This is a genomic window from Bacillus sp. F56 (assembly GCF_001748205.1).
Classification (GTDB): Bacteria; Bacillota; Bacilli; order Bacillales; family Bacillaceae; genus Bacillus; species Bacillus stercoris.
On the sequence record NZ_BDFC01000006.1, the window covers coordinates 197,767 to 217,564 of the forward strand.

The window sequence follows — 19,798 nt, forward strand, 5'->3', positions numbered from 1 at the left end:
GGAGACGTTCATGACAGGACATTATGCAAAAACGGAACATCAATATATATTGTTAACGTCTGAATCGACATCGTTTGATCATTACAGCGTATACAGAGATCCTCAGCTTCCGCAAATTTTTTCTCATAATTTTGTTCAGCTCCATGATACGTTTCCATTGGAGCGGTTATTGAATTTTTTGCCCTCCGTACCAAAGCTGCTTGAAGCGAATTATCTCCATTTAAAAGCATCGCCGCAGCATGTTTTTCCGCTCGGTTTGAAGCAGTCGCTTGTAAAAAGCGGTTTTGTCGTCGAGGATGAGCTGCTATATGACATGAAGCTTAGTGACTGGAAGGGACAGATGGGACATCCTTTAACCGCATGGGGGACGGCAAAGAGCCTTAGCGACGGATCTTCTATTATGAAAATTTACGATTCCATTTATATTGGAGAAGCGATCGCCGAACAAAAATTAAATAGAAAATATCCTTTCTACGAAGCGGGTACAATCATTCTTGTTGTTTGTTATAGCGACCAGGCACAGAAAATTCCCATTGGGTGCGGAGAGCTGTTTATCGATCAGCAAGAGAAAACAGCTAAAATCGAAGAAGTGGCAATTTTAGATCAGTTTCAAAGGAGGGGCTACGGCAGTATCTTAGTGCAAGAAATGCTGTCCATCGCCAAATCACTAGGAATGGAAGCAGCCTACTTAGTCGCTACAAGCACAGACGGTGCAACCCATTTTTACGAAAAGCTGACATTTAAAAAATATGAGCGGGTGCATACTGTTTTTCATTATTTCCTTACATGAAATAGGCGTTTGCACAAACCATTTGGGACTTGGCCCGCATAAAATGCCGTATATCGTGATAAGAAAGGATGAAAACAGCATGTATGGATACCCTGGATACGGTTACGGATTTGGCTGCGGGACAAATACATTTGTATTGATTGTCGTCTTGTTCATTTTATTAATTATTGTCGGAGCCGCTTTTATTTGCTAGATGCTGAAATTCAAAAAGAGCCTTCCCCTTCAGGGAGGCTCTTTTTATGTGAAAAAGTTTTTGCTGGGAACGTCATGCCGCCATTTGGACACTCATACAATATGTTAAAAGGGTTTTGAGGTGGGAGCATGAGCAGTTATTTGATTAAGCCGGAGCTTAGCTCGGTCTATCCGGTTGTCGGTTATGCGAGGGGTTCATATGTTTATGATCAGACCGGAAAAAAATATCTTGACGGCTCGTCAGGTGCGGTGACATGTAATATCGGCCACGGAGTTCGTGATGTGACTGAGAAGCTGAAAGAACAGCTTGATCAGGTGTCTTTTGCTTACCGCTCACAGTTTACGAGCGAGCCCGCCGAGCAATTAGCCGCTCTCTTGGCACGGGAGCTGCCGGGAGATGTGAATTGGTCTTTTTTTGTCAACAGCGGATCAGAAGCGATAGAAACAGCGATGAAAATTGCCATTCAGTATTGGCAGGAAAAAAAGCAAACACAAAAATCCATCTTTTTGTCTCGGTGGAGCAGTTACCACGGAATAACTTTGGGAGCGCTTTCATTATCTGGTTTTTATGAAAGGAGATACCGGTTCACCCATCTCATAGAGCGGTATCCAGCTATCTCAGCTCCACACCTTTATCGGCTGAATCAAGAGAAGGCAGAAAATTTTGTTCAGTCTGCAGCTGATGAATTGGACACTGCAATCAAAAGAATCGGAAGCCGATTCATCGCCGGCTTTGTGGCTGAGCCAATTATTGGTGCTGCAGGAGCAGCGATTACTCCGCCTCCGGGATATTATGAGAAATTAAGCGAGGTATGCCGCACACACGACGTGCTTTTTATTGCAGACGAAGTCATGACAGGGCTTGGGAGAACAGGAAGGATGCTTGCGACAGAGCATTGGCACACTGTTCCTGATATTGCTGTACTGGGCAAGGGTCTCGGTGCGGGGTATGCCCCTATTGCTGCTGCTGTTGTATCTGATTCTCTTGTTGAAACGATTAAACAAGGATCAGGTGTGATTATGAGCGGCCACACATATAGTGCACATCCCTATTCAGCCAAAGCTGCTCTTGAAGTTTTGCGGTATGTGTTAAAGCACGGCTTGATCAAACAATCAGAAATAAAAGGAGCTGTGCTGAGGAAGAAGCTTGAAGAGGCGGCGTCTCAAAGCGGCATCATAGGTGATGTGCGCGGAAAGGGTCTGCTATTAGGCATTGAATTTGTGGCAGACAAGAAAACGAAGAAAGTGTTTCCGCCAGAACAGGCGGTAACCCAGCTTATTGTCAGCGAGGCGAAAAAACGCGGGCTGATTGTTTATCCTTCCAAAGCTGGGATAGACAGCGGAGAAGGAGATGCTGTCATTATTGCCCCTCCTTTTACCATTTCTGACGGTGAAGTTGAAGAGCTTATCTCTATTTTTTCAGAAACAGTTGCAGCGGTCGAAAAAAACTTAAAAAAGGATTGACATCAAATGGCGCCATTTCAAAAAGCAATCAGCATTGAAACAGCAATTGCAGATGTTCAGGACGGATCGGTTCTGATGTTTGGCGGTTTTGGAGGAGTCGGGTCGCCTCCTTCATTGATTGAGGCTATTTTGGACAGCGGTGTAACGGATTTAACTGTTATTTGCAATGACGCCGGTTTCCCGGAGATAGGGATCGGCCCGCTTATTGTTAATCAACGGGTCAAAACCCTGATCGCCTCGCATATCGGTTCCAATCCTGTAGCGGGGAAACAGATGACAGACGGGACATTAGAAGTTCAATTTTCACCTCAGGGAACGCTTGCGGAGCGGATTCGCGCCGGCGGAGCAGGACTTGGCGGTATTTTAAGCGATATCGGCATTGATAATCAAATGGTTTGCGAGGAAAAGGACATCGTAACTGTGGCGGGAAAACGATATTTGATAGAAGAAGCGCTGACGGCTGATTTTGCTTTCATCAATGCGTGCATTGCCGATGAATTCGGCAATCTAACGTATGACAAAACTGCGCGCAATATGAATCCGTTAATGGCAATGGCCGCCAGGAGAACCTTTGCCGAAGCTGAGCGTATCGTTCCGATGGGAGAGATTTCTGAAGAAATGATTGTCACACCGGGGGTTTTTGTCGAGGGGGTTGTACGAAGTGAAGGAGTGAAGTGGAAATGGGCATGGGAGTAGCAGAAAGAGAACAAATCGCAAAACGGGCTGCTGCTGAAATTAAGCAGGGCATGATTGTGAATCTCGGCATCGGCATCCCATCCTTGGTCCCTAACTTTTTGCCAACTGACATGCAGGTCATGTTTCAAGCCGAAAACGGTGTCCTTGGCATTGGAGAAAGTCCTGAAAAGGGAGAAGAGGATGCGCATTTATGCAATGCTGCGGGATATCCTGTCCGGGCTGTAAAAGGGGCTTCCTATTTTGATACTACGATGTCTTTTGCAATGATCAGAAGAGGCAAAATTGACATTACCATCTTAGGCGCCCTGCAGGTGAGCCAATCAGGCGATTTGGCAAATTGGCTTGTTCCGGGAAAAAAGGTGCCGGGTATGGGCGGGGCGATGGAGCTTGCCCAAAAAGCGAAAAAAGTGGTTGTTGTCATGAGTCATACAGATCAAAAAGGAAGGCCTAAATTAACAGAAAGATGTACGCTGCCGTTAACTGCCGCAGGCTGTGTGGATTTGATTATTACCGAAAAAGCGGTTCTTGAGGTCGATGGCCATCACTTTATTTTAAAAGAGCTGATGAATGGCTCGACAATCGATGAGGTGACGAGGCTGACTGAGGCTGAAATCAAAATAGATATGCCTTTTTCTTAAGAGGGGGAATGAGGATGCAAGACATTGAAAGAAAAGTTATCGGGTGGCTTGATCAGCATTCGGCCAAAGCCATTCGTCTTCTCAAAAGGCTGATTGGGGAAAAAAGCACTTTGGGGTCAGAGTTTAACGCCCAAGCTGTTGTGCTTGAAAAACTCCGGCAATTTCATATGGACATTGATGTATGGGAGCCAAGCCTAAAGCAATTAAAACAGCATCCCTACTTTAAATCAAATCGTTCTGATTTTCATGAGAGCCCGAACATCGTGGCGAAAAAAACAGGAGCAGGCGGAGGCAGGTCCCTGATTTTGAACGGCCATATTGATGTTGTGCCTGAAGGAAACGTAAAGGATTGGAAGTATGAACCGTATCAAGCTTTCGAAGAGAACGGTAAAATATACGGCCGTGGCTCAACGGATATGAAGGGAGGCAATACAGCCCTTCTTTTTGCTTTAGAAGCCTTGCACGCCTGCGATGTCAAATTGAAGGGAGATGTATTGTTTCAGAGTGTTATAGATGAAGAGTGCGGCGGCGCCGGAACATTGTCTGCCATCATGAGGGGCTATCGTGCTGACGGGGCGCTGATACCTGAACCGACGAATATGAAACTATTTATAAAGCAGCAGGGCTCAATGTGGTTTCGGATCACAGTGAAGGGATTAGCGGCACATGGGGGCACACGCTATGAAGGGGTAAGCGCGATTGAAAAAAGCATGCATGTTATCACAGCGATACAAGAGCTGGAGAAGGTCCGCAATGCGAGAATCTCAGATCCGCTGTATGACAATATCCCAATACCGGTACCGGTGAATATCGGCACCATCTCAGGCGGTGCCTGGCCATCTTCAGTTGCAGACCGTGTCGTCATAGAAGGGAGATGCGGAATTGCCCCCCATGAGAAACCGGAAGCTGTCAAACTTGAATTGGAAAACTGGCTGAAGGATTTAGAATACCGTGACGAATGGTTTAAACGCCATCCCGTACAAGTAGAATGGTTTGGCGCTCAGTGGCTGCCGAATGATTTACCTGATGACCACCCTTTAATTTCTGTGCTGCAATCAGCCTATCAAAAAATGAAACAGACAGAGCCGATTCTCGAAGCTTCCCCGTGGGGAACGGATGGAGGGCTTTTATATCATGCAGGAGATACGCCAGTGATCGTCTTCGGGCCAGGGGAAACAAAAGCGGCTCATCAGGCCAATGAATACATTGAGGTTGAAGCCATGATAGAATCTGCTAAAATTATTGCACTTTTTGTCATGGATTGGTGCGGGCTTCATACAGACGGGGAGGATGCGGATGCTCAAGTCGATAAAGAATAGCGGTGTCACAGCAGTTTTGGACCATGACAGCTTTAATAAACGAATCAGAGTGGTCTGTTATGACGGAGCCATTGAGAAGGCCCTGCCAGATATCGTGGCAGCGGCGAAAGAAGAGAATGCGGAAAAAATCATCGTCTATACGAAGCAGCATGATGAACCAATGCTTGCCAATCAATTATTTGCGCCGGAGGGTTATCTAAAGGGCTATTATCTCGGCCATTCGGCTTGTGTCATGGTTCGTTACCTTTCAGAAAGCCGGAGGCAAACAGATTCATATACTGAGGAACAGGAGATCATCGAATCCTTATATCGCACAGTGCCCCGCCTCCGCAACGACAACATACCCGTATTTACGATGAGAAAAGCAGAGATAAACGACATGTATCAGCTGTCAATGCTGTATAAAAAAGTATTCCGTACGTATCCGACCCCCGTATTTGACCCCGCTTATATTGAAAAGACGATGAAGGCAAATACGGTGTATTATATCATGCTTGATCATGACCGCCTGATCAGCGCAGCAAGCGCAGAAATCAATCCAGAGCTGGGGCATGCAGAAATAACCGATTGTGCTGTGCTGCCGGAATACCGAGGCCATTCGCTGACAAGCTTTTTAATCAAGGCGTTAGAAAAAGAAATGGCTGGAAGGGATATCTTCCATGTGTTTTCTCTCGCCCGTGCTTCGTCTTTTGGGATGAATGCTGTGTTGTACCATTCAGGTTATCAGTATGGCGGAAGGCTGATCAATAATTGCTTTATAGCCGAAGGTCTTGAAAACATGAATATTTGGTGCAAACAACTGTAAGTCAAAACATGCGCGAGGAGGAGTTCGTTTGGAAAACAAATGGTATAAACCAAAACGGCATTGGAAGGAGATCGAGTTATGGAAGGACGTTCCGGAAGAGAAATGGAACGATTGGCTTTGGCAGCTGACACATACTGTTAGAACGTTAGAGGATTTAAAAAAGGTCATCAATCTGACCAAGGAAGAAGAGGAAGGTGTCAGAATTTCTACAAAAACGATCCCCTTAAATATTACGCCTTACTATGCTTCTTTAATGGACCCCGACAATCCGAGATGCCCGATCCGAATGCAGTCTGTGCCGCTTTCTGAAGAAATGCACAAAACAAAATACGATCTGGAAGACCCGCTACATGAGGATGAAGATTCGCCGGTACCGGGTCTGACACACCGCTATCCCGACCGTGTGCTGTTTCTTGTCACGAATCAATGTTCTATGTACTGCCGCTACTGCACAAGAAGGCGTTTTTCCGGACAAATCGGAATGGGAGTCCCTAAAAAACAGCTGGATGCTGCAATTGCTTATATCCGGGAAACACCTGAAATCCGTGATTGTTTAATTTCAGGCGGTGACGGGCTGCTTATTAATGATCAAATTTTAGAATACATTTTAAAAGAGCTGCGGAGCATTCCGCATTTGGAAGTCATCAGAATCGGAACAAGGGCGCCTGTCGTCTTTCCGCAGCGCATTACCGATCAATTGTGTGAGATATTGAAAAAATATCATCCGGTCTGGCTGAACACTCATTTCAACACAAGCATCGAAATGACAGAGGAATCCGTTGAAGCCTGTGAAAAGCTTGTGAACGCAGGTGTGCCGGTCGGAAATCAGGCTGTCGTATTAGCGGGTATTAATGATTCGGTTCCAATTATGAAAAAGCTTATGCACGATTTGGTAAAAATCAGAGTCCGTCCGTATTATATCTACCAATGTGATCTGTCAGAGGGTATCGGGCATTTCAGGGCGCCTGTTTCCAAAGGTTTGGAGATCATTGAAGGGCTGAGAGGGCATACCTCAGGCTATGCAGTTCCTACCTTTGTCGTTGACGCACCAGGCGGCGGAGGTAAAATCGCCCTGCAGCCAAACTATGTCCTGTCACAAAGTCCTGACAAAGTCATCTTAAGAAATTTTGAAGGTGTGATTACGTCATATCCGGAACCGGAGAATTATATCCCCAACCAGGCAGACGCTTATTTTGAGTCCGTTTTCCCTGAAACCGCTGACAAAAAGGATCCGGTCGGGCTGAGTGCTATTTTTGCTGACAAAGAAGTTTCATTTACACCTGAAAATATAGACAGAATCAAAAGGAGAGAGGCATACATCGCAAATCCGGAGCATGAAACATTAAAAGACCGCCGTGAGAAAAGGGATCAGCTTAAAGAAAAGAAATTTTTGGCGCAGCAGAAAAAACAGGAAGAGATTGAAAGCGGAGGAGATTCTTCATGAAAACATGCGAATGGTGCGGCGAACTTGAAGCGGTGCCCGGAAGGAACACGGTGTACTGGGAGCTCCCTGATGGAACGAGGGCTATAGAATTGACAGACACCCCCGCCATGGTATGTGCTGCCTGCGGTATGAGCTATCAAGAGGAAAATACGGTTAAGGAGATAGAGGATCAGCTGCTTTTGATTCAAACAAAAAAACTGCCTGAAAGCCTAACGTATCAGCAGCTCATGGAGACAGAAAGGATTTTGAAACGCAACTATTTTGACTTCTCCTGAGTCATGTTTCAGTATTCTTTTGTTGTAATTTTACACTTGAACTGTATAATAGAACAACAAAAGACAGACACCAGGAGGGGAAACCCATGAAATCCTTTTATCACTATTTATTAAAATACAGACACCCGAAGCCGAAGGACAGCATCAGTGAATTTGCCAATCAGGCGTATGAGGATCACAGCTTTCCGAAAACATCAACCGATTATCATGAAATCAGTTCGTATTTGGAGCTGAATGCTGATTATCTTCACACGATGGCAACGTTTGATGAAGCTTGGGATCAATACGAGGCTGAAGTGCACGGCAGATAATAGCTGTTTCATCCGCAGATCACTGCGGATTTTTTTATGTCCATATCCATACCATAATTGGATATTTCCTTTAGTTTTCATGCCCATGCGAATTGGCTTCCCCCGGCATACGATAGCGTATGAGAAATGTTGCGGCGAGGGGGAGACACCATGAAGCAAAATAAACCGAAATTCCAAGTAGGGGATATCGTAGTCGTCATTATGTATGGAACAGTTGGCACCATCACAAAAGTGCATCAAATTGATAAACACTATCTTTATGAAGTCAATCATAACGAAGTTTTATACTTTGAATCGTCCATTCAGCTTTATAAAGATTATGAGGGTGTCATTGTCGACATGGAAAAGCTTGATATTGAATATGAATTCCTTATTGGGGACGTTGTTTATGTAAAAGATTATGGAAAAGAACTCTTTCGCATTATCGGCCACAGAACAGAAATTTGGAGATATTTAGAAGATGGCTGGGAAGATATCATTTATGAGCTCACCCGTTTAAAGGATGGAGAGTGGCTTGAAACGGAGGAAGAGGATCTCACGCTGGTGCTTAGAAAATATGAAATGGACCAGTTTGTACACCAGCTGTTGTTTGTCCACTATGTCGGAGAAACTGGCCATGAGATCGGCGAAGATATCGCATCGTCTGCTCTTCTTCAGTTTGAAGGCGATGATGAAGATCAAGATACCCTTCACATCCTTGCTGTATCAATTGTTGATGAGCTTCTGGATATTTATAATGATTACAAAATTCTGTACGAAATGTTCCATGATGAAGAATATAAAGATATGATGAAGTTTGTTCTGGAAAGTTTAAAAGAGCATTTCAGTTAGTTTGTGAACATACGGATCAAGATATATAAAAAATAAGGCAGACAGCCCCAAATCATGACACGCGTCATCCCTTTGAGCGTTTTTTCCATTATGATATCAAATCTTTCTCCGTCCAGTGCTTCCATCATTTTAGCGATCATAGCGTCAGCCTCCCATGGCTCGTTTTTTATTCAATATATGACTGAAAGAATTGTTTAGAACACCGGGTATAATTCAGCCTGTTTTTTCATAAAACATAAAAAAGGAGGCGGTACGGAGATGAAAGAGATAGATCTTGTGATTGATACGGAAGAAATCGCTGAATTTTTTTACAGAGAGCTTGCAAGACGGGGCTACATACCGAGTGAGGATGAGCTGTTTGAAATCGCTGATATTACCTTTGATTATTTGATAGAAAAATGTATGATAGATGAAGAGCTGGATGAAGATGAGTGAGGCTTAAAACCGGAGCGGTCAGCTCCGGTTTTATTATTCATGTTCTATGACTTCTGTGAAATTGAGGTGGTTACATTGTTGTACAAGCCCGTTAGTTTGTTTCTTTTCTTCCTCATTCTAGCTGCGGCCATTCATACCAATGCTGTTCAGTCTGCAGATGAAGCCATAAGCAAAGCGGCTGTTTTGATCCGCCAGCCATGGCTTAATGATGTCATGACAGGAATCACGCATCTTGGTGCTTCTTCTTTTCTGCTCCCTCTAATTGTAATCATCGGAGCGGGCCTGTTTTTTTACAGAAAAACATGGGATGGCCTGTTGATGCTCCTGGTATTCGGCGCAGATCGGCTGTTAAACAAAGTCTTAAAAGAATGGATCGAAAGAGTGAGGCCTGATTTTGCACCGCTGGTTCATGAATCATCCTACAGTTTTCCGAGCGGCCACTCTATGAATGCTGCTTGTGTCTATCCTGTCATTGCTTATGTTTTAGTGAAACACCTCCCGTTTTTGTCCAAGTATAAAAAAATGGTATATACCATTGCCGGCGTAATCACTGTTTTGGTCGGCTTAAGCAGAATCTATCTGGGGGTTCATTTTTTGACAGACGTGTTAGGAGGCTTCAGTCTCGGCTTGCTTCTGTTTTTCCTGGTAAAAGATTTTGACGAAAAGATTAAGCGGTTTCGACAAAAATAGAGAGAGGAAAACACAGCAAAAACGCCAATATGTTAAAGAAATAAAAGGGAGGGGATCTTGATGATGTTATCCGTGTTTAAAAAGAAGTCTTGTTCCTATGACGTGACAATATTTCAAACACCCCGGTTTGGCGAAAAAAAGGGCTACAAAGCCGTCTATCGAACTGAACTGAACGGGAGCGATCATCAAGATGTACTGAAAAGAGCGTTCTCTTTGTTTAATGTATTCGACACTGTTCCGAGTGATTATGATGCAAGATTTATGGCTACAGGGGACGTGATCCTGATTGATGAAGGCAGAAAAGGGAAAACATATTATCAACTGCTTCCCGCCGGCTGGAGGAAAATCAACCGTCTGATTGTACAAACGACATAACGAAAAGAAAACTGCGGATATCCGCAGTTTTCTGCAATTTAAGGCTTGCGTTTGGCAGCGGAATATTCTTTTCCGTGTGCTTCTTCAGCTGCAATGATATCTTTTTCAGGTATATGATTGTTCTTTTTTTGGCCGGTAATCCGGTTACGATGTTTTTTACCCATGTCCCACCCCTCCTTCCTGCGGTTAGGTTTTCATATTAACACCCCGATTATCCGTTTTTCTCAGAAAGCGCCTAATAGATCTCCGAACATTTCTTTTTTCTGCATATTCCTTTATAATCAATGCTGAAGTTTGTTTCATCATGACATTCGTTGTAAAATGGACGGGCTGGATGATAATTTAGATTTACAGGAGGATATGAGATGAGCGTACATATAGGTGCTGAAAAGGGACAAATTGCGGATACTGTGCTTTTGCCGGGTGATCCTCTCAGAGCAAAATTCATTGCTGAAACGTATCTTGAAAATGTTGAATGCTACAATGAAGTCAGAGGCATGTATGGGTTTACGGGTACATATAAAGGCAAAAAAATCTCAGTGCAAGGCACGGGAATGGGCGTTCCGTCTATTTCAATTTATGTGAATGAATTAATTCAAAGCTACGATGTGCAGAATCTAATAAGAGTAGGTTCTTGCGGCGCTATCCGTAAAGATGTCAAAGTGCGAGATGTCATTTTAGCGATGACCTCCTCAACTGATTCACAAATGAACAGAGTCGCTTTCGGAAGCATTGATTTTGCGCCTTGTGCAGATTTCGAGCTTTTAAAAAATGCCTATGATGCCGCAAAGGATAAAGGCGTGCCGGTGACTGTAGGAAGCGTATTTACTGCTGACCAGTTCTACAATGACGATTCACAAATTGAAAAGCTTGCAAAATACGGTGTGCTGGGTGTTGAAATGGAAACCACTGCATTGTATACATTAGCAGCGAAGCACGGAAGAAAAGCGCTGTCAATTCTCACCGTGAGTGATCACGTATTAACAGGAGAAGAAACGACAGCGGAAGAGCGTCAAACCACATTTCATGATATGATAGAAGTGGCTTTACATTCCGTATCACAATAAAATAAATCAAGAGGCGTGCTGGGTGCCGGCAGCCTCTTCTTTATGAATGCGGAAACGATTGATAAAAGGAAGGTAATGTAATATGAAAAAGTCCGGTAAATGGTTCTCACTGGCTGCCGCTCTGAGTGTAACGGCAATAGTCGGAGCCGGCTGCAGCATGTCAAATGGAGATGCTCAAAAGGATACGAAAACCACAGCAGAAACAAAGCAAACAGAACAAAAAACAGCTGACAGCAAAAAAACAAACACCCAGGACAGTGAGTTTTCATTGGAAAGCAAGTATTTCAATGATATTAAAAAAGTGGACGGTCTGGAAACCATTCAAAATCCAGAAAATATACTCGCGCTTGTCAATAAACAATACGCGCTGCCCGGAAACTATGAACCTAGCGATCTTGTCATACCTGATGTGGAGTTTTCTTTTGAAGAAAAGATTCAAAAACGTTACATCAGAAAGGAAGCGGCAGATGCGTTAAAAACGATGTTCGATGCTGCGAAAAAGGAAGGCTATGAACTGGCGGCTGTCTCAGGATACCGTGCGTATGACAGACAGAAAGTCATTTTCGACAATGAAGTAAGCCTTAAAGGAGAAAAGAAGGCAAGAGAAGCGGTTGCTTATCCAGGTGAAAGTGAGCACCAAACAGGCCTTGCGATGGACATTTCCAGCCGAAGCAACGGCTTTGAGCTAAATGAAGCCTTCGGTAGCACGGCCGATGGAAAATGGGTGCAGGACAATGCTTATAAATATGGCTTTGTCATTCGCTATCCGAAAAATAAAGAAGATATTACGAAATATGAATATGAGCCATGGCACCTCCGCTATGTAGGCAAAAAGGCCGCGAAAGTCATGCATGATAATGATTTAACGCTGGAAGAGTACTTTGAAAAAGTGAAAAAAATCTAAAAGAGATAGCCCGCTTACCATTGATAAGCGGGCTTACTTGTATTCGGTAATCTAGCATTGATCTGACTATGATTCTCTATTTACCAGAAGAATAAACCAGCCAGAGCCACTCCTGCAATTAAACCGAGGGAAATCCCGTAAGCCGCTCCATATCCCCAATAACCGCCCCAATATCCGTAACCGAAACCTCTTGGCCCTGCGCCGACCGGAGCAATAAAAACTCTGTCTCTTGTTACACGGGTAATTCTGCCGACGTGAACTCTTCCGCCTCTCTCTGTAATTCTGACGACTTTACCTTGATGGTTACGGCAAAGATGGTAATATCTCTCCAATATTGTTCCCTCCTATACTGACTTTCTATCAGCATATGATAGATAGGAAAAAAAGGTTGGACGAAAATAGGGGGCGATACGCCGTTTTACTTATACGCGATAAAAATACAATGACCCATATACTCACTATATATTTGCATGAGCTGATAGTGTGTTTGAAGCGTATCGTAATAGATGGGGGCGATCGTTTGCGATAAATCCATTTCTGTGGTTGGTTCAAATTCCATGTCTTCTGGAAGCAGTGTCATCGCTTCCGTTTTTTGAAAGCCATAAGATCTTAAGAGTTTATGCCATTCGCTTTCTTCATGCAAGCAAGTAAATCCGTAAAAATCCATCATTTGATTCTTTTCTGCAGGGGGCATCGGTTTTTTTAAAGCTGCTTCAATACCAATCAGCATCCCGCCAGGTTTTAAAACTCTTGAAATTTCTTGAAGAGAGGAAGTCAGGCGTGAAAAACTGAGGACCGACTCTGACAGGACGCAGGAAAAGGACTCAGAAGAAAACGGGAGATGTTCCAGCTCTGCCTGATATGCAGGGATGGCAAGCCCTTCATTTGCAAATCTTTTTTTCGCTTTTTCAAGCATGATAGGATCTTTATCAACGACTGTCACAGGATACAGCAAATGTCCTAAATAAGCCGCTGTTTGCCCTGTTCCGCATCCAGCATCAAGTATCGGCTGGTCCGGGGAGGGCGCAGCCTTTTGCAAGACTGCTTTTGAAAAAGCCAGCCCGCCTGGGTGCGCTCCTGCGACACCGAATAAGGACAGCATTTCTAAATATCGGCTCAATATCGAATCCTCCTTTTTCTTTATCATATGTCGTATAAAGACATAGGTTTATGAAAAGCAAAAGAAGGGCGTTTCTCTCTCATTTCTGCTCCGAGTTGACGAATAAGAATTCGTCCATGATAATAATGTAAGAAGAAAAAGGTGGTGTTTAATTGAAACGGCAATTAAAACTGTTTTTTATTGTGCTGATCACTGCGGTTGTCGCTTCAGCGCTTACTTTATTTATTACGGGCAATTCCAGTATCCTGGGCCAAAAATCAGCAAGCACAGGAGACAGCAAGTTCGACAAATTAAATAAAGCGTATGAGCAAATCAAGAGTGATTATTACCAAAAAACAGATGATGACAAATTAGTAGACGGAGCAATTAAAGGAATGATTCAATCTCTGGATGATCCGTATTCCACATATATGGATCAAGAGCAAGCGAAATCATTCGACGAAACGATTTCTGCATCTTTTGAAGGAATCGGTGCCCAAGTGGAGGAGAAAGACGGAGAAATCCTTATTGTATCACCAATTAAAGGTTCACCTGCTGAAAAAGCCGGTATTAAACCAAGGGACCAAATCCTAAAAGTGAATGGAAAAAGCGTTAAAGGCATGAATGTAAATGAGGCCGTTGCTTTAATCCGAGGCAAAAAGGGCACAAAGGTGAAGCTTGAGCTGAACAGAGCGGGAGTGGGTCATATCGATCTTTCCATTAAACGCGATACCATTCCTGTAGAGACTGTCTATTCAGAGATGAAAGACAACAACATCGGAGAAATTCAAATCACTTCTTTCTCTGAAACAACAGCTAAAGAGCTGACAGATGCGATTGACAGTTTAGAGAAAAAAGGCGCCAAAGGCTATATTTTAGACTTGAGAGGCAACCCGGGCGGCTTAATGGAACAGGCGATTACGATGAGCAACCTGTTCATTGATAAAGGGAAAAACATCATGCAGGTTGAATACAAAAACGGTTCAAAAGAAGTCATGAAGGCTGAAAAAGAACGTAAAGTGACCAAACCGACCGTCGTTTTGGTAAATGACGGTACAGCAAGCGCCGCCGAAATTATGTCCGCTGCCCTTCATGAATCGTCAAACGTACCGTTAATCGGCGAGACGACATTCGGAAAAGGTACAGTGCAAACGGCAAAAGAATATGATGATGGCTCTACTGTCAAACTGACAGTTGCCAAATGGCTGACTGCTGACGGCGAATGGATTCACAAAAAAGGCATCAGGCCTCAAGTGAAAGCAGAGCTGCCTGATTACGCGAAGCTGCCGTATTTGGACGCAGATAAAACGTACAAATCAGGTGATACAGGCACAAACGTCAAAGTGGCTCAGAAAATGCTCAAAGCACTTGGTTACAAGGTAAACGTTAACAGTACGTATGACCAGGATTTTGTATCTGTCGTCAAACAGTTCCAGAAAAAAGAGGAGCTGAAAGAAACAGGCATACTGACTGGCGATACAACAACGAAATTAATGATAGAACTTCAAAAGAAGCTGTCTGATAATGATACGCAAATGGAAAAGGCAATTGAAACACTGAAAAAAGAAATGTAAAAAAACCATACGCGGCTGCCGCGTATGGTTTTTTTATGCACCCTTTTGATTTGGATTAGCGTCTTGTTTTTTGCCAAATAAACCTTCAATGACAGGATTGGATCCCGCGTTATTAACGAACAGCGGATTCAGGATCACCACAGCGATCATGTTGGCGGCCAATCCCCAGAATCCTTCATAAATGCCATGTGCGGATTGAGTGGTATACACAATAAACGTAACCGCAAGGCCGACTAATAATCCGATAACTGTCGCTTCTTTCGTTTGACGCTTCCAGAATAGACTGACAGCAATCGCAGGGAAAATTTGCACCATGCCGGATACACCTAATAGCTGGAGTGTCACTAAGGCAGTCGGGAACAGCATTCCAAACAGCAGCGCGAGACCGATGACAACAAAGACCATTGAACGTGTGACAAGAGTAAGCTTGCTTTGCGACACATTCTGATGAATCAAATCCCGGTATAGGTTGTTGGCGAATAAATTCGATGCGCCGATTGCCATAATGGAACAAGGTATTAATGAAGCAAGAGCGATAGTGGCATATGCAAAACCTTGTGCCACGCCGCCGTAAGATGTTTGAATCAAATGCAGCAGCGCGAGTCTTGGATTTGTATCTTCCGGCAGAACAAGAAAGGCGATAAAGCCAAGAAAAATGACCAAAATTAACACAATATTGTAAAGGGGTAAAAACATGCTGTTTTTTCTTACTGCATCAGCGCTTTTTGCCGTGAAAACACCTGTAGCGGCATGTGCCCACATAAAAAGTGCCAGAGCGGAAACAATAGATGCTGTGATAAACCAAGGAATGCCTTTTGGCCCTTCTGACGGTATCGTCAGCATTTGCGGCGCTTCCTTCACTAACGTGTCAATCATTGGCGTCCAGCCGTTAAAATGAATGAGAGGGAGGGACACCACCATAAACAGCATAATGACCCATACTAAAATGTCCTTAATGATGGCTGTATATGTGGGCCCTTTAATCCCGCTGAAAAATGTGTAAAGAGCAACAAGAATAAATGAAATGATCACAACGAATTTTACGTTAATATAGCCAGTGCCGGCAACCTGAAGCGTGTCTTGAATGCCGCTCAGCTGAAGGCATATGTACGGAATAAGCATGAGTACCCCAACGATGGCAACGAGGCTTGCCAAAAGCTTACTGTTAAAACGTTCCCGGGCATAATCCGCGAGTGTTGTTAATTTATGAATTTTCGCAACTTTCCAAAGTTTTGGCAAGAAGAAGTAGGCGATAAAGTAGGCCAACACAGAATAAGGAATGGCGAAAAATGCAACACTTCCGCCTGTAAAAGCAGTACTGGTCAACCCTAAGAAAGTATAGGCCGTATAAAGGTCAGCGCCTACTAAAAACCAGACGAGAAGACCGCCGAAGCGTCTACCGCCGACAGACCATTCTTCCACAGAAGTGCGCGAGGATTTGTCTCTTCCGGCGAGAAAGCCGATACAGACAACGGTTAAAACAATAATAGAAGTAATGAGAAGTGCAGTCAGATTCCCTTGCATTATTCAAGTCCTCCATCTTTTTTTTGCATCTGATAAATGCCAAACGAGCATAACGGCGTAACAATAATCCACAGCAGCAGCCAAAAGTGGAAAAACGGCAGGCCGAACATAATCGGTTCTATTCGATTCACAAGCGGCAAAAGCGCGAGCTGAACGAATGGCAAAAGAATGAGAATAACAATAAGTGCTTTTTTAACCATTTACTTTCCTCCTGAAACATGATAATGCTCACTATAATAGCAGTTGTTAGAAAAGATCACAAGATAATTATTAGAAAAAAATGATTTTTTCAATTATTTAAACAAAACACATGGTTTGCATCCTTTTCAATAAAGGTTTAAAATAATAAATATCTTGAAATCGAGATAAATAGGAGTGAGAAAATGAAAACAGAAGGATTGCACCATGTCACAGCATTCGCCAGAGATCCGCAAGAAAACTTGCGATTTTATACAGAAGTGCTTGGGCTCAGACTTGTTAAAAAAACAGTAAACTTTGATGATCCCGGGACGTATCATTTTTACTTTGGGAATCAAAACGGAGATCCCGGTACAATAATGACCTTTTTTCCGTTCCAAGGAAGCGGACAGGGAACGGTAGGAAAAGGCCAAGCGGGCCGGGTGTACTTTTCAGTTCCCTCAGGCTCCCTGTCTTTTTGGAAGGAGCGTCTTGAGAAAAGCGGGCTGAGCCTAGAGGAAAAAACGTTGTTTGGTGAAAAAGGTTTTATTTTTGATGATACAGAAGACCTTCCGCTGGCGATCATGGAGGATGCGAAAAGCGGCAAAAGCGAGTGGACGCCTGACGGGATCACAACAAATGAAGCAATTACGGGAATGAAAGGTGTGCTGCTATATTCCTACGACCCGCAGGCGACCATACAATTGTTAACGGAAAGCTTTGGATACACCAAAGTGGCTGAAGAAGACCAGATTGTCAGACTGGCAACCTCAGCGGCCGTCGGCGGTGTCATTGATGTCCATTTACACCCTGAAAAAAGAGGAGTCGGAGGATATGGTACGGTACACCATGTAGCGTTTCGGACTAAGAAAAAGGAACAGGCGAAATGGCTGCCGATTATTGCTGAAAACCATCTGCCTTCGTCAGAAATTCTCGACAGGGAATACTTTACATCAGTTTATTTCAGGGAGAAAGGCGGTATCTTATTTGAAATTGCCACAGATGAACCAGGCTTTATGACAGATGAAACGTTTGCTGAGCTAGGGACTTCCTTAAAACTGCCTGAATGGCTGGAGAAACATAGACAACAAATTACAGACGTTTTACCTGAACTTTAAAAGGGGGAATTTATAATGAAGCATATTTATGAAAAAGGAACATCTGACAACGTACTTTTGCTGTTGCATGGCACGGGCGGTAATGAACACGATCTGCTTTCATTGGGGCGGTTTATAGACCCTGATGCCCATTTGCTTGGTGTCAGAGGATCGGTGCTTGAAAATGGAATGCCGCGATTTTTCAAACGTCTGAGTGAAGGAGTTTTTGATGAAAAGGATCTTGTGGTGCGGACAAAAGAATTGAAAGATTTTATCGACGAGGCTGCAGAAACGCATCAGTTTAATCGCGGCCGAGTGATTGCAGTCGGTTATTCAAACGGCGCAAACATTGCGGCAAGCCTGCTTTTTCATTATAAAGATGTGTTAAAAGGGGCTATTCTGCATCATCCAATGGTTCCGATTCGGGGTATCGAGCTGCCTGATATGGCGGGGCTCCCTGTTTTTATCGGTGCCGGGAAATACGATCCTCTTTGCACGAAGGAAGAATCAGAAGAGCTTTACCGCTATTTGCGTGACAGCGGGGCATCTGCCTCCGTTTACTGGCAGGACGGGGGCCATCAGCTGACTCAGCATGAAGCTGAACAGGCTCGTGAATGGTACAAAGAGGCGATTGTATAAAAAAACCTTAGTCCGTATTTCGGACTAAGGTTTTTCATATCCTTACAGCCAAGTTGATACTTTTGAAAGCGGCAGGCGGTTGCTTTGATGGGCAGGCTTCACTGCTTTGCCGATTGAAATAAGCATAACCGGAACATAGCGCTCACTGATATCGAATTGCTTTTGGAACTGCTCTTTGTTAAATCCGCCAATTGCGCAAGTGTCATAACCTTTTGCTTTTGCGGCAATCATAAGCTGCATAGCAGCTAAAGAAGCATTTAAGAAAGCGGAATCACGTGCGAATTGCTCGCTTTGGTAAGCACCGTTGATTTGGCCGAGCAATGTTTGTTTGATTTCATCCGTAATATAGCCTTGGCTTGCTAATTCAGCATAAACTTCTTCACCGTTTTCATTTGCCTTTAAATCGCCTAAAATGGCAACAACAGCAGAAGACTCAACGATTTGTTTTTGATTATACGCTACAGGAAGAAGCTCAGCTTTTGATTCATCGCTGTGGAATACTGTAAAATGCCAATGCTGAAGGTTCCAAGCGGAAGGCGCTTTAGCGGCAAGGTCTAATAGCTCAGTCAGCTCCTCCTTAGAGATCGGGGCATTTGTATCATATTCCTTTACAGATGCACGTGCTTTTAAAACATCCAGAGTATTCGTCATAGTGTTTCCTCCTTCGGATAAACGTGGTATGATAATAGAAAAGTTAGAAGCTTACTAAATGTAACTTGAAAGATTATTGTAATGGATCATTGAATACATGTCAATCAATAGATGAAGGGATGAAGGCTTGTGGGAAATACGATGTGCCCTAAAATGGAATCCGCATTCTCATTGCTGGGAAAACGATGGAACGGTCTGATCATCCATGTGCTAATGGATGGGCCGAAACGGTTTAAAGAGATAACGGAAACAATACCTATGATCAGCCAAAAAATGTTGGCAGAGCGCTTGAAGGAGCTTGAACAAAACGAGATTGTCGAACGGCAGGTTCTCCCTGAAACGCCGGTCAAAGTCATCTACACGCTGACTGAAAAAGGAACAGCGCTTCAAGCTGTATTTCAAGAGATGCAGGCATGGGCCGATCAATTTTGCGAGCCTGGTGACACAGTGTGTGAAGAAGAGAAATAAGGAAAGCGGCGTCTGAAAAAGCGCTCTTGTTTCCATGGTGAGTCATGTAAGTACGGTTCACACCCGTTTACATGACTTTTTATATTTGTCAGAATGGCATTTCGGGATTTGCAAACGTGTCATGTAGAAGGGAGTATGCTTAAAATAAGAAATAACCCATAAGTTACAGCGTGCAACCTGTTGTGGTTTACCCTGTTATGCAAATTACAATGCGGAATGCTAACCGCCAGCAGTTTCCAATTGGCATAGAGACTGGATTTCAAAAAAGATCCAGGCACCTCGTTTTGCAGGATGATTTCATTCTGGTTCCGTAAGAAGAGAGAGCTCTTTTGA

Annotated in this window: 27 protein-coding genes and 1 pseudogene; 21 read left to right on the forward strand and 7 right to left on the reverse strand. The window is 43.7% G+C overall.

All coding sequences use genetic code 11. From position 1 onward, the window contains the following. Positions 1-10 precede the first annotated feature (10 nt). The 12 genes and pseudogenes from cgeE (at position 11) to BFW96_RS09505 (ending at position 8,765) form a co-directional block, all read left to right on the forward strand. On the forward strand, positions 11-790 hold the full coding sequence (gene cgeE, locus BFW96_RS09450) for a spore maturation N-acetyltransferase CgeE (RefSeq protein ID WP_040082856.1): 780 nt from the start codon (positions 11-13) through the stop codon (positions 788-790). 43 nt (positions 791-833) lie between these two features. After that, a complete protein-coding gene (locus BFW96_RS22085; RefSeq protein WP_370881202.1) occupies positions 834-983 on the forward strand; it encodes a YjcZ family sporulation protein in 150 nt (49 codons plus the stop codon). Next, positions 977-1,131: pseudogene (locus BFW96_RS21455) on the forward strand (hypothetical protein). The gene BFW96_RS22085 and the pseudogene BFW96_RS21455 overlap by 7 nt, the downstream one beginning before the upstream one ends. Beyond that, complete coding sequence (locus BFW96_RS09465; protein WP_069839276.1) at positions 1,112-2,446, forward strand: aspartate aminotransferase family protein; 1,335 nt, start codon at positions 1,112-1,114, stop codon at positions 2,444-2,446. The pseudogene BFW96_RS21455 and the gene BFW96_RS09465 overlap by 20 nt, the downstream one beginning before the upstream one ends. Before the next feature lie 6 nt (positions 2,447-2,452). After that, complete coding sequence (locus BFW96_RS09470; protein WP_014664308.1) at positions 2,453-3,142, forward strand: CoA transferase subunit A; 690 nt, start codon at positions 2,453-2,455, stop codon at positions 3,140-3,142. Then, the gene (locus BFW96_RS09475) at positions 3,127-3,780 is read left to right on the forward strand and encodes a 3-oxoacid CoA-transferase subunit B (protein ID WP_069839277.1); all 654 of its coding nucleotides are present in this window, start codon (positions 3,127-3,129) and stop codon (positions 3,778-3,780) included. Before BFW96_RS09470 ends, BFW96_RS09475 begins: the two co-directional genes overlap by 16 nt. An 8-nt stretch (positions 3,781-3,788) precedes the next feature. Then, positions 3,789-5,099 (forward strand): peptidase, encoded by a 1,311-nt coding sequence (locus BFW96_RS09480; protein ID WP_083252847.1) that lies wholly within the window; start codon positions 3,789-3,791, stop codon positions 5,097-5,099. Further along, complete coding sequence (gene ablB, locus BFW96_RS09485) at positions 5,077-5,904, forward strand: putative beta-lysine N-acetyltransferase (RefSeq protein ID WP_069839279.1); 828 nt, start codon at positions 5,077-5,079, stop codon at positions 5,902-5,904. The genes BFW96_RS09480 and ablB overlap by 23 nt, the downstream gene beginning before the upstream one ends. Before the next feature lie 28 nt (positions 5,905-5,932). Beyond that, a complete protein-coding gene (gene kamA / locus BFW96_RS09490) occupies positions 5,933-7,348 on the forward strand; it encodes a lysine 2,3-aminomutase (protein ID WP_014664304.1) in 1,416 nt (471 codons plus the stop codon). Next, complete coding sequence (locus BFW96_RS09495; RefSeq protein ID WP_040082864.1) at positions 7,345-7,623, forward strand: YokU family protein; 279 nt, start codon at positions 7,345-7,347, stop codon at positions 7,621-7,623. The genes kamA and BFW96_RS09495 overlap by 4 nt, the downstream gene beginning before the upstream one ends. An 86-nt stretch (positions 7,624-7,709) precedes the next feature. After that, positions 7,710-7,934 carry a YozE family protein gene (locus BFW96_RS09500; RefSeq protein WP_003241575.1) on the forward strand — a complete coding sequence of 75 codons (225 nt, stop codon included), beginning with the start codon at positions 7,710-7,712 and terminating at the stop codon, positions 7,932-7,934. Positions 7,935-8,084: 150 nt separating this feature from the next. Next, positions 8,085-8,765: a hypothetical protein gene (locus BFW96_RS09505; protein ID WP_014664302.1), complete on the forward strand. Its 681-nt coding sequence runs from the start codon at positions 8,085-8,087 to the stop codon at positions 8,763-8,765. On the opposite strand, the gene BFW96_RS09510 is transcribed toward BFW96_RS09505, so the two are convergent. Then, positions 8,762-8,905 (reverse strand): hypothetical protein, encoded by a 144-nt coding sequence (locus BFW96_RS09510; protein WP_040082865.1) that lies wholly within the window; start codon positions 8,903-8,905, stop codon positions 8,762-8,764. The two genes, BFW96_RS09505 and BFW96_RS09510, sit on opposite strands and share 4 nt — an antisense overlap. Before the next feature lie 118 nt (positions 8,906-9,023). On the opposite strand from BFW96_RS09510, the gene BFW96_RS09515 reads away from it, so the two are divergent. From BFW96_RS09515 to yodL, 3 genes are all read left to right on the forward strand, one after another. Then, on the forward strand, positions 9,024-9,200 hold the full coding sequence (locus tag BFW96_RS09515) for a YozD family protein (RefSeq protein WP_003231166.1): 177 nt from the start codon (positions 9,024-9,026) through the stop codon (positions 9,198-9,200). Positions 9,201-9,278: 78 nt separating this feature from the next. Continuing rightward, positions 9,279-9,890, forward strand: coding sequence for a phosphatidylglycerophosphatase PgpB (gene pgpB / locus BFW96_RS09520; RefSeq protein WP_069839280.1), 612 nt, complete (start codon positions 9,279-9,281; stop codon positions 9,888-9,890). Between the two features lie 60 nt (positions 9,891-9,950). Beyond that, on the forward strand, positions 9,951-10,265 hold the full coding sequence (gene yodL, locus BFW96_RS09525) for a shape determination protein YodL (protein WP_014664300.1): 315 nt from the start codon (positions 9,951-9,953) through the stop codon (positions 10,263-10,265). Between the two features lie 38 nt (positions 10,266-10,303). Here the strand turns inward: yodL and BFW96_RS09530 are convergent, their stop codons facing one another. After that, positions 10,304-10,429: a hypothetical protein gene (locus BFW96_RS09530; protein WP_003231174.1), complete on the reverse strand. Its 126-nt coding sequence runs from the start codon at positions 10,427-10,429 to the stop codon at positions 10,304-10,306. Between the two features lie 201 nt (positions 10,430-10,630). Here BFW96_RS09530 and deoD point away from each other — a divergent pair, with 201 nt between their 5' ends. Both deoD and ldcB read left to right on the forward strand, forming a co-directional pair. After that, a complete protein-coding gene (gene deoD, locus BFW96_RS09535; protein WP_003241589.1) occupies positions 10,631-11,332 on the forward strand; it encodes a purine-nucleoside phosphorylase in 702 nt (233 codons plus the stop codon). Between the two features lie 82 nt (positions 11,333-11,414). Next, positions 11,415-12,236 (forward strand): LD-carboxypeptidase LdcB, encoded by an 822-nt coding sequence (gene ldcB / locus BFW96_RS09540; RefSeq protein WP_069839281.1) that lies wholly within the window; start codon positions 11,415-11,417, stop codon positions 12,234-12,236. Between the two features lie 80 nt (positions 12,237-12,316). On the opposite strand, the gene BFW96_RS09545 is transcribed toward ldcB, so the two are convergent. Both BFW96_RS09545 and BFW96_RS09550 read right to left on the reverse strand, forming a co-directional pair. Next, the gene (locus BFW96_RS09545; protein ID WP_014664297.1) at positions 12,317-12,568 is read right to left on the reverse strand and encodes a hypothetical protein; all 252 of its coding nucleotides are present in this window, start codon (positions 12,566-12,568) and stop codon (positions 12,317-12,319) included. A gap of 86 nt (positions 12,569-12,654) precedes the next feature. Further along, the gene (locus BFW96_RS09550) at positions 12,655-13,356 is read right to left on the reverse strand and encodes a class I SAM-dependent methyltransferase (RefSeq protein ID WP_014664296.1); all 702 of its coding nucleotides are present in this window, start codon (positions 13,354-13,356) and stop codon (positions 12,655-12,657) included. A 152-nt stretch (positions 13,357-13,508) separates the two neighbouring features. On the opposite strand from BFW96_RS09550, the gene ctpA reads away from it, so the two are divergent. Beyond that, complete coding sequence (gene ctpA / locus BFW96_RS09555) at positions 13,509-14,909, forward strand: carboxy-terminal processing protease CtpA (protein ID WP_069839282.1); 1,401 nt, start codon at positions 13,509-13,511, stop codon at positions 14,907-14,909. 33 nt (positions 14,910-14,942) lie between these two features. Here ctpA and BFW96_RS09560 read toward each other — a convergent pair whose 3' ends face one another. After that, positions 14,943-16,433 carry a sodium:solute symporter family protein gene (locus BFW96_RS09560; protein WP_069839283.1) on the reverse strand — a complete coding sequence of 497 codons (1,491 nt, stop codon included), beginning with the start codon at positions 16,431-16,433 and terminating at the stop codon, positions 14,943-14,945. Next, a complete protein-coding gene (locus tag BFW96_RS09565) occupies positions 16,433-16,633 on the reverse strand; it encodes a DUF3311 domain-containing protein (protein ID WP_003231189.1) in 201 nt (66 codons plus the stop codon). Before BFW96_RS09565 ends, BFW96_RS09560 begins: the two co-directional genes overlap by 1 nt. A 183-nt stretch (positions 16,634-16,816) precedes the next feature. On the opposite strand from BFW96_RS09565, the gene BFW96_RS09570 reads away from it, so the two are divergent. Together BFW96_RS09570 and BFW96_RS09575 are read left to right on the forward strand one after the other, a co-directional pair. After that, complete coding sequence (locus BFW96_RS09570; protein ID WP_069839284.1) at positions 16,817-17,728, forward strand: ring-cleaving dioxygenase; 912 nt, start codon at positions 16,817-16,819, stop codon at positions 17,726-17,728. A gap of 15 nt (positions 17,729-17,743) precedes the next feature. Next, positions 17,744-18,346, forward strand: coding sequence for an alpha/beta hydrolase (locus BFW96_RS09575; protein WP_038828655.1), 603 nt, complete (start codon positions 17,744-17,746; stop codon positions 18,344-18,346). Positions 18,347-18,388: 42 nt separating this feature from the next. Here the strand turns inward: BFW96_RS09575 and BFW96_RS09580 are convergent, their stop codons facing one another. Next, entirely contained in the window at positions 18,389-18,997 is a 609-nt protein-coding gene (locus tag BFW96_RS09580; RefSeq protein WP_014477092.1) for a nitroreductase family protein, read from the reverse strand. Positions 18,998-19,126: 129 nt separating this feature from the next. Here BFW96_RS09580 and yodB point away from each other — a divergent pair, with 129 nt between their 5' ends. Continuing rightward, on the forward strand, positions 19,127-19,465 hold the full coding sequence (gene yodB / locus BFW96_RS09585) for a transcriptional regulator YodB (RefSeq protein ID WP_004399427.1): 339 nt from the start codon (positions 19,127-19,129) through the stop codon (positions 19,463-19,465). Positions 19,466-19,798 lie beyond the last annotated feature (333 nt).

Coding starts and splice junctions, on each gene's coding strand:
- cgeE (WP_040082856.1), top strand. CDS start 11: ATGACAGGACATTATGCAAAAACGGAACATCAATATATATTGTTAACG.
- BFW96_RS22085 (WP_370881202.1), top strand. CDS start 834: ATGCCGTATATCGTGATAAGAAAGGATGAAAACAGCATGTATGGATAC.
- BFW96_RS09465 (WP_069839276.1), top strand. CDS start 1,112: ATGAGCAGTTATTTGATTAAGCCGGAGCTTAGCTCGGTCTATCCGGTT.
- BFW96_RS09470 (WP_014664308.1), top strand. CDS start 2,453: ATGGCGCCATTTCAAAAAGCAATCAGCATTGAAACAGCAATTGCAGAT.
- BFW96_RS09475 (WP_069839277.1), top strand. CDS start 3,127: ATGGGCATGGGAGTAGCAGAAAGAGAACAAATCGCAAAACGGGCTGCT.
- BFW96_RS09480 (WP_083252847.1), top strand. CDS start 3,789: ATGAGGATGCAAGACATTGAAAGAAAAGTTATCGGGTGGCTTGATCAG.
- ablB (WP_069839279.1), top strand. CDS start 5,077: ATGCTCAAGTCGATAAAGAATAGCGGTGTCACAGCAGTTTTGGACCAT.
- BFW96_RS09495 (WP_040082864.1), top strand. CDS start 7,345: ATGAAAACATGCGAATGGTGCGGCGAACTTGAAGCGGTGCCCGGAAGG.
- BFW96_RS09500 (WP_003241575.1), top strand. CDS start 7,710: ATGAAATCCTTTTATCACTATTTATTAAAATACAGACACCCGAAGCCG.
- BFW96_RS09505 (WP_014664302.1), top strand. CDS start 8,085: ATGAAGCAAAATAAACCGAAATTCCAAGTAGGGGATATCGTAGTCGTC.
- BFW96_RS09510 (WP_040082865.1), bottom strand. CDS start 8,905: ATGATCGCTAAAATGATGGAAGCACTGGACGGAGAAAGATTTGATATC.
- BFW96_RS09515 (WP_003231166.1), top strand. CDS start 9,024: ATGAAAGAGATAGATCTTGTGATTGATACGGAAGAAATCGCTGAATTT.
- yodL (WP_014664300.1), top strand. CDS start 9,951: ATGATGTTATCCGTGTTTAAAAAGAAGTCTTGTTCCTATGACGTGACA.
- BFW96_RS09530 (WP_003231174.1), bottom strand. CDS start 10,429: ATGGGTAAAAAACATCGTAACCGGATTACCGGCCAAAAAAAGAACAAT.
- deoD (WP_003241589.1), top strand. CDS start 10,631: ATGAGCGTACATATAGGTGCTGAAAAGGGACAAATTGCGGATACTGTG.
- ldcB (WP_069839281.1), top strand. CDS start 11,415: ATGAAAAAGTCCGGTAAATGGTTCTCACTGGCTGCCGCTCTGAGTGTA.
- BFW96_RS09560 (WP_069839283.1), bottom strand. CDS start 16,433: ATGCAAGGGAATCTGACTGCACTTCTCATTACTTCTATTATTGTTTTA.
- BFW96_RS09565 (WP_003231189.1), bottom strand. CDS start 16,633: ATGGTTAAAAAAGCACTTATTGTTATTCTCATTCTTTTGCCATTCGTT.
- BFW96_RS09570 (WP_069839284.1), top strand. CDS start 16,817: ATGAAAACAGAAGGATTGCACCATGTCACAGCATTCGCCAGAGATCCG.
- BFW96_RS09575 (WP_038828655.1), top strand. CDS start 17,744: ATGAAGCATATTTATGAAAAAGGAACATCTGACAACGTACTTTTGCTG.
- BFW96_RS09580 (WP_014477092.1), bottom strand. CDS start 18,997: ATGACGAATACTCTGGATGTTTTAAAAGCACGTGCATCTGTAAAGGAA.